Here is a 12,960-nt window from a genome sequence, read left to right as displayed (position 1 = left end):
CGTTTCTCTCCTCTTCGTTTTCTTGGCGATTCCTTGGCAGCTCCTTGGCTGCTCCTTGGGGCAGCAAGCCTTGCTACTTCTCGGTGAGCTTCTTCAGGCTGGCGAGGCCGGCCTCGAAGTCCTTGCCGATCATGTTGTCCATGTTGATGAACACCTGCATCACCTTGGACATGAACGGCGCCGGACCGTACATCGCCCATGTGACCAATGTGGCATCGCCTTGCGGCACAAAGGTGAACTCGGCGGTGTTGTGGCCTTCGAACGGGCGCTCGAAGTCGAGCTTGATGCGAAGCTTCGACGGCGTGCTCGCCTCGAGGATTTCCATATGCCCGGCGCCGACATTATTGTTGCCGTCCCAGGCATAGGTCGCGCCCTTGCCTGACGCGGTTCTGCCGAAGGTCCGCTTCATGCCGGGGTCGCGATCCTCATAGGGCGACCAGCTCATCCAGAAATGAAAATCGGCAACGTGCGGATAAATCGCATCGGCCGGCGCCTTCACGGCGAGCGAGCGCTCGACGCGGAACGTATCGGGTTTTGTCAATGCGAAGACGAGGACCGCGGCTATGCCGACGGCGAGGACGACGGCGATGATGGCAATGGCTTTCAGCATGAGTGGCTCCCTGGATATGGAATTAAGACGAAGGGGAACGGCGGGAGCCGACAATTGGCGGGACGAAATTTTTGGCCGTCACTTTGCCTTTGCGCCCTGCCTGGCGCCGCCATTGGCGCCGTTCGGCCGGCTGTCCCGGATCAGGCGATCAATATGCATGCGGATATGGGCGGCTTCCGCCGAAGTATTGGCGAGTGCGATGGCGTGGTCGAAGGCGATGCGGGCTTCGTCGTTACGGCCGAGCTGCATCAGGAAGGCACCACGCACGCCGTGGAAATGAAAGTAGTTGGCGAGTTTCGGCGCCAGCGGCTCGATCAGCTCGAGCGCCGCTTGCGGCCCGCGCACCTTGGAGACCGCAACCGCGCGGTTGAGCGTCACCACCGGCGAAGGCTGCATCAGTTCGAGCGCGCCGTAGAGCAGATCGATCTGCGTCCAGTCGGTTTCCTCGGGCGTCGACGCGCGCGCATGCAGCGCGGCGATCGCGGCCTGGACCTGATAGGGGCCGCTGCGGCGATGGCGCATCGCCTTGTCGATCAGCGCGAGGCCTTCCGCGATCATGTTGCCGTTCCACAGCGTACGATCCTGGTCGTCGAGCAGGATCACCGCGCCGTCCGCGGCAAAGCGCGCGGCGCTGCGCGCATGCTGCAACAGCAGCAGCGCCGTGAGCCCCATGATCTCCGGCTCGCTCTGGAACAGCCGCAGCAGCAACCGCGCCAGCCGGATCGCTTCCTCGCACAGCGGCTTTCGGATCTCCACAGTGTCGCCGCTGGCCGAATAGCCTTCGTTGAAGATCAGGTAGATCATTGCGGCAACGCCGGCGAGCCGCTCGGAGCGTTCGACCGCGCCGGGCGTTTCGAACGGCGCCCCGGCCTCGGCGACCTTCGCCTTGGCACGGGTGATGCGCTGCTCCATCGCCGCTTCCGAGACCAGGAAGGCGCGCGCGATCTGCTTCACGGTGAGGCCGGAGACAATGCGCAGCGCCAGCGCGATCTGCTGGGTCGCCGGCAGCTGCGGATGGCAGCAGATGAACATCAGCCGCAGGATGTCGTCGCGGTAGTGCGAACCGTCGAGCCGCTCGGCGAGCGCGCCCTCGGCGTCGTCGAGATCGGAGATGGCCTGGTCATCCTCCGGCAGCGGCTGCTGCTTGCGGGCGCGGCGGACCTCGTCGATGGCGACGTTGCGGCCGACCATGATCAGCCAGGCCGCGGGATCGCGCGGCGGACCGTTCTGCGGCCAGGTCTTGAGCGCGCGCAGGCAGGCGTTCTGGAAGGCCTCTTCGGCGGTGTCGAGATCGCGGAAATAGCGCAGCAGCGCGCCGACCGCCTGGGGACGCGCTGAGGTCAGCGCGGTCTCGATCCAGGCGGTATCGGCCTCGCTCACGTCGAAATTCCTCCGGGCCGGAATACGCCGACGGGACGCACCTCATAGGCGCCTCCGGGATTGGCCGCACCGAGGTCGCGCGCAACGTCGAGGGCTTCGTCGAGATTTTTGCAATCCACGATGTAGAAGCCGAGCAATTGCTCCTTGGTCTCCGCATAGGGGCCGTCGAGCACCAGCGGCGGGTCTTCCTTGCGCAGCGTCGCCGCCGCCGTGGTCGGCAGCAGCCGCGCCACCGGACCGAGCCGGCCCTGCTGTGTGAGCTTGTCCTGCACCACGGCGAGCTTCTTCATCACGGCCTCGTCCTGGTCCTTGCTCCAGGAGCCGACGAAGTCCTCGTCGTGATAGCAGAGGATCGCATAAAGCATGGGCAGCACCTTCCTGAACGCTTGTTTTTAAGACGATCCAATATGCCCCGCCCCGACAGGGCTGCGGAAAAAATTTGCGAGAAAAATCCGTCGGATCGTGCCAAGGAGGGTTTTCAAAACGGAACCGACGAGGCACTTCGAATGAGCATGGGCACACTGGCCGTCCTGATCAACAGCACGCAGCAGAATTGGCTGCCGGAGCGCTGGAAGGCCCGGTTCGACGCGGTCTGCGGCGGCCGCCGCGTGGTGCTGCTGCCGGATTCCGATCTCGATCCGGCCGAGGTGCACTATGCCGCGGTGTGGAAGCCGGTGCCGGGCGATCTCGGCTCTTTTCCGAACCTGCGTGCGATCTTCAATCTGGGCGCCGGCGTCGACGCGCTGATGGCCGACAGGAGCCTGCCCGACGTGCCGCTGGTGCGCGTCGCCGTGCCTGATCTCACCAATCGCATGACCGAATATGTCGTGCTGCACGTGCTGATGCACCACCGCCAGGAGCTGTACTTGCGGGACTCGCAGCGCGCAAAACGCTGGGAGCCGCGATATCAGTGGCCGGCGAGCGCCGTCACCGTCGGCGTGATGGGGCTTGGCACGCTGGGTGCCGATGCCGCCGACGTGCTGCGCCGGCTCGGCTTCCGCGTTGCCGGCTGGAGCCGCAGCCCGCGCACGATTGAGGGCGTCGAATGCTTCCATGGCGCCGCGCAGATCGACGCGTTCCTGCGCAAGACCGACATCCTGGTCTCACTGTTGCCGCTGACGCCTGATACGCACGGCATCCTCAACCGCGACGTCTTCACCAAGCTCAACCGCGAGAGCCCGCTCGGCGCGCCCGTGCTGATCAATGCGGGTCGCGGCGGCTTGCAGAACGAGGCCGATATCCTGGCCTGCCTCGACGACGGCACGCTTGGCGCGGCCTCTCTCGACGTTTTCGTGCAGGAGCCGCAGCCTGCGGACAGCCGGTTCTGGACCCACCCCAAGGTGCTGCTGACCCCGCACAACGCGGCCGACACCGACGCCGATGCAATCTCGGCCTATGTCGCCGAGCAAATCGCAAAGTTCGAGGCCGGCGGTGCGCTGGAGAACGTGGTGGACCGGGCACGGGGATATTAGACGCTTCGGCAGGCTGAGAGAGGCCCGCACGCGCCCCACCTTCGCTGTCGTCCCCGCGTACGCGGGGACCCATACCGCGTGATTTATCGTTGCGGATGGTCGCAGTACCGAACGACCAGTCTTCGCCAAACTTCTCTCTGTGGCTATGGGTCCCGGGCTCGCGCTACGCGCGCCCAAGGACGACGGCCTAACTTTTGGCCCCCACCATCACATCGATCGCGCCTTTCACGATCGCTTCCAACTCCTTGCGCGACACGCGGGCGCGAGAGCGGATGGCGATCGAATGCACGGTTGCGGAGGCAAGCTGCGCCAGCACGGCCGGGTCGGCGCTCGCGGGCAACTCGCCCTTCTCCTTGGCGCGGCGGAAGCAACTGGCAAAGGCCTTGTCGAGCTCGGTCAGTCCATCCAGCACCATGGCACGGATCTCGGGATCGCCGACGGCTTCGGATGCCGCGGTCACCACCGTGAAGCAGCCGCGCGGACCGGTCTCGCCGGAGAGATAGATGTTCAGCGCGGACGCGAAGATGCGCTCGAGCCGCTGGCGCACCGGCATCTCCTGGCGAAAGATCTCGACCATCGAGGCGCGGGCGTCCTCGCGGTAGCGCTGGTAACTCTTGATGTAGAGCTCGCGCTTGTCGCCGAAGGCGCCGTAGAGGCTCGGCCGGTTCATGCCGGTCGCTTCGCTGAGATCGTCCAGTGACGTCGCCGCAAAACCCTGCCGGCGGAACAGGTCGAGCGCCTTGCCGAGCGCGACGTCGGGCTCGTAGGCGCGCGGACGGCCACGCCGCTTCGGTTCATTGGCGGCAGCTGGCGGCTTCGATTTTTGTACCATTTCGCAAATTAATCCTTGACCGTCGCCATATTATACAAGATGGTACAAAAATCAATCTGGCCAGGTTGAGCGACACCCAAAGAGGAATTGCCCAAGGAGGCCCAAGATGGATCTTTATTTCTCGCCGCTCGCCTGTTCGATGGCGACCCGCGTCGCGCTGTATGAAGCCGGCGCCGAAGCGAATTATCTCGAAGTCGATCCGCCGACCAAGAAAGTGCTGAACGACGGCACCGACTTCCGCACGGTCAACCCGATCGGGCTGGTGCCGACGCTGCGCACCGACGAGGGCGTGGTGCTGACCGAGAACGCCGCGATCCTGCAATATGTCGCGGATCGGTTCCCGCAGTCCGGCCTCGGTGCGGCCCAGGGCATCGATCGCACCCGGCTGCATCAATGGCTCTGTTTCATCGGCACCGAGCTGCACAAGGGCCTGTTCATTCCCCTGCTCGACCGCAAGGCGCCGCAGGAAACCAAGGCCTATGCACTGGAGAAGAACCTGTCGCGGCTCGACTATCTCGACAACTACCTGAAGGGGCGCGACTTCCTGCTCGACCATTTCAGCGTGGCGGATGCCTATCTCGTCACGGTCATCAACTGGACCATGGCGACCCCGCCGATCGAGCTCGCCAAATGGCCGAACGTGAAGGCGTATCACGACCGCCTGCGCCAGCGGCCGTCGGTCGCGAAGGCGATCGCCGAAGAGTTCGAGCTGTACAAGGCCGAACAGGCGCGGAAGAAGGCGGCGGCTTAAGGCCAAAGCGATATCTTCGCAAAGCGACGTCGTCCTGGCCAAACCGGGACGGCGTCGTTCTTTCGGCAATCGGCTACCTCGGCGCTTGCAGCACGATCCCATAGCGACCGTAGATCCGATCGATCGTGCCGTCGTTGCGCAGCCGTTCCAGCGCTCCGTCGATCGCCTCGCGCAACGCATCATCCGGGCGGACCATGCCGACGGCGACATTCCAGTTGAGGTCGGCCACGCCCTCGTCGCGATCCAGGATCCGGAGTGCCTTGTCGGGATGCGTCAGATTGAAATAGGCCGCCGCGGTGGGCGTGACCGCAGCCGCATCGATCTCCTTGTTTGATACGGCGTCGAGGCTGTCGGTCTCGAAGCCGAAGATCGATATGGGCACGTGCCGTTGACCGATGATCATGGCGGCGACAGAGCCGACCTGCACCCCCACCTTGGTATGCTCGCCGAGGCTCTTGAACGATGTGAGCGCGCTGGATGACGGCACCGCGAGCGCGACGCCCGTGCGATAGTACGGTTTCGAGATCCTCAAGCGGGTCTCGCCTTGCGCTTCGCGATCGGCGATGACATCCAGGAGAACGTCACAATTGGCGCTGCGCATTTGATACTGCGTGATGATCCAGTCGAGCCGCAGCGAGACACCGAGCTCGCGTGCCAGCACCTGTCCCAACTCGACCTGAAAGCCGGGTGGATCGCCGCCCTTGCGCGCAAAAGGAAGCGAGTTGGGATGCGCGCATAGTCCGAGCGCCCCACTCGCGCGGATCGCTTCCAGGGTTCGCGCCTGCGCCGGTCCGGACAGCCCGATGGCGGCACCGACGATAATCAGGACAATTGCCTTCATGCCGCGTCTCATCTGGATGGATCAGGTCCCGGCGGGTCAGCCCTCGCGCGGCTTCAGGGCGCGGATATATTTGACGATCTGGTCGATCTGCGCGTCACTGAAGCTCTCGCCGAATGCCGGCATCGCACCTTGCTTGCCGATCTTGATACGGTTGTGCAGAAATTCGTCGTCTCGTTGCGAATTCATCAGTTGCGGTCCCCTGCCAGCAGCCCGGCCGCCGTCGGAGTGGCAAAAGCCGCAGGTGCCTGCGAACAACTGCTCGACGTCCAGTGACCCGTTGTCCGGCGCCGGCGTGGCAGATTGAGCTCGAGCCACCACAACGCACAGCAACGAAGCGCCCAGCACCGCCGGAAGCGACTTCAAATGCAGTTTCAACACGTCCGCTCCATTCCTGAATCACGCCCGGCCGCTGCAATCGACCGAGGAGCGGGTTTGCCACCCGCTCCTCGGCAGATCGTTTGAGACAGACTATTTCAAGCTGAAGACGACGAGGGCGCCGTCGTCACGCGGCATGCTCTTGTAGACGCCGCCGAAGTTTGGCGCATATTCGTCCGCCAGCATGCCGCCGAAGCCGGCCGCCACGGCGATATATTGCTTGCCGCCGACGGAGTAGCTGACGATACCGCCCTGGTGGCCGGTGCCGTTGTTGTGCTTCCACAACTCGGCCCCGGTTTCGGCATCGTAGGCGTGAAGGATGCCACGGGAGTCGGGTACGAACACAAGATTACCCCCGGTCGACAAAACGCTCCCAAGCGGCGGCTCGGGAAAGCGAACCTCCCATTTCTTCGCGCCCGTTATCGGGTCGCGCGCGTCGAGATGTCCGTAGATCTCGCCGCTCGGAGGCGGCACCATCTTGAAGTCGGCGCCGATGTTGAGCTGGACCTGGGGCGCGGTGACCGGCGTCGTCTTCTGAATATCCAGCGTCATGCACCATTCCTGGCCGATCTTGTAATAAAGACCGGTCTTCGGGTTGTACGAGCCGGCATTCCAGCTGATGCCGCCGCCAATGAAGGGACACAGCGGTACTTCAGTGACTTTCCCGACAGGGAAATCGCGACGGCCGATCAGCGCGCCCGTCTTGGGATCGATATCCTTGACGAAGTTGATGTTCTCAACCAGCCGCCAGACGTTCTTCACGCCAAGATTACGGTCGTAGACGAAGACGAAGCCGCCCTTGTTCGGATGAACCACGTATTTCTGGCCATCGCGCTCAAGCATCACGAACTCGCCGACGGCGCTGTCGAAGTCCCAGGCGTCGTGAGGCAGTTCCTGATGGTAGGATTTCAGCTTTCCGGTATCGATATCGAGAGCGATGACCGAACTCGTATAGAGATTGTCGCCGGGACGCGCACCTTGCGTCTTGTAATCAGCGCCCGACCAATCGTAGAGCGGCGCCGGGTTCGCGGTGCCCCACAGGACGGAGTTGGTCTCGGAGTCGTAGGTGCCCGGCATCCAGCCGCCGCCACCGCCCGTGCGCCAGGAATCGTTGCCCCAGGTCTTCATGGCCTCGTCGGTGCCCGCGACCGTCAGAAACTCCCACTTTTTCTTGCCGGTGGTGGCATCGACAGCGAAGATCGGGCCACGGCCCGGCCATTCACCCCCCTGCGAGCCGATGATGACGCTTCCCTTCGCGTAAAGCGGCGCGCCGGTGAAGCCGACCGTGAGCTTCTGCGAGTCGATCAGCCTGGTTTCCCAGAGAACCTTTCCCGACTTCGCATCGAGCCCGAACAGACGACCATCCATCGTACCGACGAAGACCTTGCCTTCACCAAGGGCTACACCGCGGTTGTAGGGCGAGTGGGTCTGTCGGCTGATGAGCGCCTCATCGAGTTCCGGAAAGAACGACCAGATGACCTCGCCGGTCGCGCCGTTCAGCGCAAAGACCCGGCTGTACGAACCCGAATAATAGAGCACGCCGTCGGCCACGAGCGGCATTGACTGCAGGCCGCGCGTCGATCGTCCGGGAATGTGCGTCCAGGCTACGCCCAGATTGCCGATGTTGCTCGCATTGATCTGCGCGAGCGGGCTGTAGTGATGGGATTTGTATGAACCATGATAGGTGAGCCAATCGTTCTGACCGGCGTTCTCGATCCGGGCAGTATCCACGGATTGGGCCAACGCCGCCGACGCCGCAAGTGTCGCGCCGACAACAAGAGGTAGACCAGAATTACACCAACGCTTCTTCATCCGTTCCTCCCGCTTTTGTGTTTTGTTGAACTCGCGTCTCGCAGACGCTGCGAGGGATTTTTGCAGCTCGCCAAGTGTCGGTTCTTCTCCATCGCATATGAGCTGCCAACAGCTCTCGATCTCCCTCGGCGGACATCGCCAAAAGGAGCTACGTTTCCTGGACTGGTTGCTGTTGCACTCCTGCTCGCTCTCACAGAGTACGCCGGATGAGGGAGGGCGCAAAGATGGAATGCGCGAGCGGCGCGAATTTAACGCACAGCACGAATTTGAAACGTCAGCTGCGCTGACCGTTTCGTCTTGGCCGCAGATCTCGGACTCAAAAATCGCAGCGCCCACGGAGAAGCTTCATCGCGTGATCATTTGGACGGGGGCGGCGTCAATCTCTTTTGAGCAATTCAAGAACGGCCATCATAACGGAGCGATATACAAAGCCTTGCTCAAAGCGCGACGCCGCGCCATACAAGTGCCGCGATACGCGACCATTGAATACAAGCAATAGTTGATCCACTGACCGCCCTCTCCTTCCGCGATTTTGCTCTGAAGACCGAACGGCACCGCTGCCGGCGGCCTGGGCGCGAAGCAGGGCCAAGCTGGAATAAGAAGAATGCCCGTTTCCTTGCGAATTGTTCGTTCGGCGAAACGTGCCGGGCTTGTTGCGCTCGCCCTCACCGCGCTCGCGCAAGCCTCGCACGCCGCCGACAAGCCGCCGCTCGCTCCCGATCCGCCGGCGCCGCTCGCCACGACCTCGCGGGTGTCCGCAACCATCGAGTTCGGTCTGCCGGCGCTCGCCAAGGCGATCGAGCAGGATATCCCCAAGCGGCTTGCCACCATCGACGAGCGCGTCAACTGCGTGCACCGCCGCGTACTGATGTTCCGTGTCAACGCCAATTGCGACGTGTTTGGCTTCGTCAATCGCACCAGCGGCGTCTCGCTCTATGGCCGCGGCGACCACGTCTATGGTGCAGTCTCGATCTACGGCGCGGCCGAAGGCCAGGGCGCCAACCGCTTCACCGCGCGCATCCGCGGCCAGACCGAAGCGCGCGCGACGATCGAGGCCGAGGCACGGCCCGTGCTGCGCAAGGACTGGTCGCTCGACCTGAATTTCAGCGACTCCTTCCACTGGAGCGAAGCACCTTATTTGCACGTGCTCGGCCGCGAGTTCGATCTTGCGCCCTACGTCGAGCCGCGCATCCGTACGCAGCTCGCGCGCGTGCGATCACGTGCGCTGGCCGCGGCAAGGAAACTCAATCTGCGGGACAAGGCGGCCGCTGCCTGGACGCATGCGTTCGAACCGATGAAGCTCGCCGACGAGCCGCCGGTCTGGCTGCAAGTGACGCCGCAAGCTGCCGCATTTGCCGGCGTGCGGGCCAACGACAAGGTGTTGTCCGGCTCGCTCGAACTCTCCGGCAGCGCCGTGACGTCGATTGGGCAGCAGGGTGCGAGCGTCACCCCGACATCGCTGCCGCCGCTTGGCAACGACGTGACCGCGCCGGGAACGTTCGACGTCATCCTTCCGGTCCGGCTCGGCTATGACGCGATCAAGGACAAGATCAGCCAGACGATCGCCGCGCTGCCGGCGCAGGACACGAATTTGCGCGAGGTGCAGGTCTATCCGTCGTCGGGCAAGCTTGTGATCGGCCTTCGTCTTGCGAAGACCTCTGACAGCGATCCCAATGCGGGGCAATGGAGCTATCTCTCCGGCGCACTGAAGGTGGACGATACCAGTAAGAGCGTCGCGCTTGCCGATCTCGATCTCGCCGCGCAGGACGGAGGGGCAAACCCCGGCTTGCAGTCGATCGTCGCGCAATTGAAGCAGGCCGTGAACATTGACTATGGCGTCTCCTACCAGAACCTGCTGATGGCGGCGAACCAGCGGCTGACGCGTCCGCTCAAGGACGGCTTCCGTATGGAAGGCAAGCTCTCCTCGGTGAAGTTCGACAAGGCCTTGCTGCTTGCCGACGGGATCACACTCGCGCTGCGCGCGAGCGGCGAGCTGAAAATCCTGTACGGGATGTGATCGTGCGCTGGAGCGGACCGCAAATGCTTGTCGCCGCCCGCGCTCTGATGGCCGCACTCGTCATGTTCGCCGCCGGCATCGTGACTGCCCACGCGCAATCGGCATTTTACGACGCGCCGGCATCGCTCGCGGACGGACCGCCCGGCAGCCTGGCGCGACAGGAGCCGATGGATGGCGCGCCGCTCGGCGCCTCGAGCTACCGCGTGCTCTACCGATCGACCGGATTGAAGGGTGAACCCATTCTCGTCTCCGGCGTCGTCATCGTGCCGCAGGGCCCACCGCCGCCCGGCGGCCGCCCGATCGTGGCCTGGGCGCATCCAACGTCAGGCATTGTGCGGCGCTGCGCGCCGTCGCTCGCGATCTTCCTGTTCCAGCAGATCCAGGGACTGCGCTCGATGGTGGCGCGTGGCTACATCGTCGCGGCGACCGACTATCCCGGGCTCGGCACGCCGGGTCCGCATCCTTATCTCGTCGGCGAGAGCGAGGGCCGCGCCGTGCTCGACATCGTGCGCGTCGCGCGCGATCTGCCGGGCGCCGGCGGGGCCAAGAATTTTGCCTTGTGGGGACACTCGCAGGGCGGACAGGCTGTGCTGTTTGCCGGGCAGCTGGCGCCGACCTATGCGCCCGATCTCCATCTGCTCGGCGTTGCCGCTGCGGCGCCCGCGACGGATCTCGCCACGCTGATGAGCGACGACATCAACTCAGTCGGCGGCAAGAACATCACAGCGATGACGCTGTGGTCATGGCATCGCGTCTACGACGCCGCGCTCGACGGTGTCGTCGATCCGCGCGCACTTCCGGCGATCGACCGGCTGGCGCGCGAATGCATCGAAGGTCCCTTCGATATCTTCATCCGGCAGCGGACCGAGCGGCCGCTCCAGAAATACTTTCTGACCGTGCCGGATCCGACCAAGCGCGAGCCCTGGCGCTCGCTGCTGGAGAAGAACAGCGCCGCCACGTTGCCCGCCGGCATGCCAGTGTTCCTCGCTCAAGGGACTGTCGACCAGATCATCCGGCCCGCGGTGACGCGCGCCTATATGGGCCGGCTGTGCAAGGCGGGCAGCCCCGTGAAAATGGTCACCCTTCCCAACATCGGACACGGCCGCGCCGCGCAGGCGAGCACGATGGCCGCTGTGAACTGGATGACCGACCGCTTTACCGGGAAGCCGGCGCCGAACGACTGCGGCGGGTAATCGCCGCAGTCGTTGCCGGAGCGTTAGCTACCCATAAACGGCAACAGCGTTGTCAGCCGACACGAGACCGCTCTCAACGTCATCCTTGATCGCTGCACGATCGCGCTCCTTGGGGTCGCCGATACCGGCGCCGCCCGGGGTCATCACCAGCAGCCGGTCATCCGGTGGAATGGTCTGAAAGCCCTTGCCACGCATCTTCTGGCCGGACTTCAATCCGACATAGCCGGCCTCGCCGTTCTTGCCGCCGTCGCGACCGCGCGGCGGATGATCGATGCGGTCGAACGCCGCGAGGATGTCGAAGGGCGCATCGATGCCGCTGCCGACCTCGATGATCTGGCCGAGGCCGCCGCGGGTGCGCCCTGCCCCGCCGGAATCCGGGCGCAGCTCCTTGCGCCAGAAGATCAGCGGCGTTTGCGTCTCCGCGATCTCGACCGGCGTGCCGCGCACGCCGCTGGGATAGGCGGTGGCCGACAGCCCGTCCTTCGCAAAGCGCGCGCCGGTACCGCCATTCGAAGTTACCGCCATCGAGAATCCGTAATTGCCGCCGGCACCTGAGCGGGTCTGTCCGCGGACGTTGAGATTCCACAGGCACGAGGTGCCTTCCGCGGGGACGCGCTCGGGAATGATCTGGCGCAGGCAGCCGAACACCACGTCCGGCAGCATCTGTCCGACGATATGACGCGACGCCACGGGCGCCGGCTTCGGCGCATTCAGGATCGCGCCCGCGGGAGCAGACACCGTCAGCGGCGAGAGCGAGCCGGCATTGTTCGGGATCTGCGAGGCGACGACGCAGCCGAGGCCGAACACGGTGTAGGCCGTGGTGTAGGACAGGGGCACGTTGATGCCGAACTTCGAAGCGGCCGAGGTGCCGTCGAAATCGACATGGATGCCCTCGTCCGAGATCGTCAGCGTCGCGGCGAGCGTCACCGGCGCATCATAGCCATCGACGACCATGGTGTTGTGCCAGCTTCCCTTCGGCAGTTTTGCGATCTCGGCAAGCACGGCCTCGCGCGAGCGGTCGCAGATATAGTCGCCGAGCTCGTCGAGCGTGTCGATCTCGAACTCGGTCATCATCTCGACCAGCCGTTCGCAGCCGACATCGTTGCAGCCGGCGAGCGAATAGGTGTCGCCCTCGGTGTCGATCGGCAGCCGCGTGTTGGTGCGGATCATCGCCATCAGCGTCTCGTTGACGACGCCCTGGTCGATCAGCTTCAGCATGGGGATGTAGAGCCCCTCCATGAACACGTCGGTGGCGTCAGGGCCGAAGCCGATGCCGCCGATGTCCATGAGGTGGCTGGTGCAGGAAAACAGCGCGACCGGCTTGCCGTCCTTGAAGCAGGGCGTGGTGACGACGAAGTCGTTGAGGTGACCTGTGCCCATCCAGGGATCGTTGGTGATGTAGGCGTCGCCTTCCTTCATCGTCTCGATCGGGAAATGCGCAATGAAGTGCTTGACCGATTCCGCCATCGAGTTGACGTGGCCGGGCGTGCCGGTCACGGCCTGCGCCAGCATCCGTCCCCTGAGGTCGAACACGCCGGCGGAGAGGTCGCCGCATTCGCGCACGATCGGGCTGAAGGCGGTGCGGAGCAGCACCTGCGCCTGCTCCTCGACCACGGCGATCAGCCGATGCCACATGATCTGAAGGTCGATCAGGCTCGCGCCATTTGCCTTGGTCAT

Annotated in this window: 12 protein-coding genes; 4 read left to right on the top strand and 8 right to left on the bottom strand. The window is 64.2% G+C overall.

From position 1 onward, the window contains the following. Window positions 1-73: 73 nt before the first annotated feature. The 3 genes from ABIA90_RS12130 to ABIA90_RS12120 form a co-directional block, all read right to left on the bottom strand. Window positions 74-610, bottom strand: coding sequence for an SRPBCC family protein (locus ABIA90_RS12130; RefSeq protein ID WP_063981081.1), 537 nt, complete (start codon window positions 608-610; stop codon window positions 74-76). A 78-nt stretch (window positions 611-688) separates the two neighbouring features. Beyond that, window positions 689-1,990 carry an RNA polymerase sigma factor gene (locus ABIA90_RS12125; protein ID WP_354120048.1) on the bottom strand — a complete coding sequence of 434 codons (1,302 nt, stop codon included), beginning with the start codon at window positions 1,988-1,990 and terminating at the stop codon, window positions 689-691. Beyond that, on the bottom strand, window positions 1,987-2,355 hold the full coding sequence (locus ABIA90_RS12120; protein ID WP_063981079.1) for a YciI family protein: 369 nt from the start codon (window positions 2,353-2,355) through the stop codon (window positions 1,987-1,989). Before ABIA90_RS12120 ends, ABIA90_RS12125 begins: the two co-directional genes overlap by 4 nt. A gap of 141 nt (window positions 2,356-2,496) precedes the next feature. On the opposite strand from ABIA90_RS12120, the gene ABIA90_RS12115 reads away from it, so the two are divergent. Next, a complete protein-coding gene (locus tag ABIA90_RS12115; protein WP_354120047.1) occupies window positions 2,497-3,462 on the top strand; it encodes a 2-hydroxyacid dehydrogenase in 966 nt (321 codons plus the stop codon). Window positions 3,463-3,649: 187 nt separating this feature from the next. On the opposite strand, the gene ABIA90_RS12110 is transcribed toward ABIA90_RS12115, so the two are convergent. Continuing rightward, on the bottom strand, window positions 3,650-4,294 hold the full coding sequence (locus tag ABIA90_RS12110; RefSeq protein WP_028151469.1) for a TetR/AcrR family transcriptional regulator: 645 nt from the start codon (window positions 4,292-4,294) through the stop codon (window positions 3,650-3,652). A 106-nt stretch (window positions 4,295-4,400) separates the two neighbouring features. On the opposite strand from ABIA90_RS12110, the gene ABIA90_RS12105 reads away from it, so the two are divergent. Further along, on the top strand, window positions 4,401-5,045 hold the full coding sequence (locus ABIA90_RS12105) for a glutathione binding-like protein (RefSeq protein ID WP_354120046.1): 645 nt from the start codon (window positions 4,401-4,403) through the stop codon (window positions 5,043-5,045). Window positions 5,046-5,118: 73 nt separating this feature from the next. Here the strand turns inward: ABIA90_RS12105 and ABIA90_RS12100 are convergent, their stop codons facing one another. The 3 genes from ABIA90_RS12100 to ABIA90_RS12090 form a co-directional block, all read right to left on the bottom strand. After that, window positions 5,119-5,886 carry a substrate-binding periplasmic protein gene (locus ABIA90_RS12100; RefSeq protein ID WP_354120045.1) on the bottom strand — a complete coding sequence of 256 codons (768 nt, stop codon included), beginning with the start codon at window positions 5,884-5,886 and terminating at the stop codon, window positions 5,119-5,121. 36 nt (window positions 5,887-5,922) lie between these two features. Continuing rightward, window positions 5,923-6,264, bottom strand: a complete 342-nt coding sequence (locus tag ABIA90_RS12095) for a c-type cytochrome (protein WP_135214749.1) — start codon at window positions 6,262-6,264, stop codon at window positions 5,923-5,925. A gap of 90 nt (window positions 6,265-6,354) precedes the next feature. Beyond that, window positions 6,355-8,073, bottom strand: coding sequence for a pyrroloquinoline quinone-dependent dehydrogenase (locus ABIA90_RS12090; RefSeq protein ID WP_063981075.1), 1,719 nt, complete (start codon window positions 8,071-8,073; stop codon window positions 6,355-6,357). Between the two features lie 604 nt (window positions 8,074-8,677). Between ABIA90_RS12090 and ABIA90_RS12085 the strand changes: the two genes are divergently transcribed. Both ABIA90_RS12085 and ABIA90_RS12080 read left to right on the top strand, forming a co-directional pair. Further along, window positions 8,678-10,090, top strand: coding sequence for a DUF4403 family protein (locus ABIA90_RS12085; protein ID WP_354120044.1), 1,413 nt, complete (start codon window positions 8,678-8,680; stop codon window positions 10,088-10,090). 23 nt (window positions 10,091-10,113) lie between these two features. Then, window positions 10,114-11,283, top strand: a complete 1,170-nt coding sequence (locus tag ABIA90_RS12080; protein ID WP_354120043.1) for an alpha/beta fold hydrolase — start codon at window positions 10,114-10,116, stop codon at window positions 11,281-11,283. 27 nt (window positions 11,284-11,310) lie between these two features. Here ABIA90_RS12080 and ABIA90_RS12075 read toward each other — a convergent pair whose 3' ends face one another. Continuing rightward, a complete protein-coding gene (locus ABIA90_RS12075; RefSeq protein WP_354120042.1) occupies window positions 11,311-12,960 on the bottom strand; it encodes a hydantoinase B/oxoprolinase family protein in 1,650 nt (549 codons plus the stop codon).

The sequence above is a fragment of the Bradyrhizobium sp. LA6.8 genome (assembly GCF_040547935.1).
GTDB lineage: Bacteria > Pseudomonadota > Alphaproteobacteria > Rhizobiales > Xanthobacteraceae > Bradyrhizobium > Bradyrhizobium barranii.
Note: the sequence above shows the minus strand (reverse complement) of the source record. Positions and strands in the feature narration are given on the sequence as shown.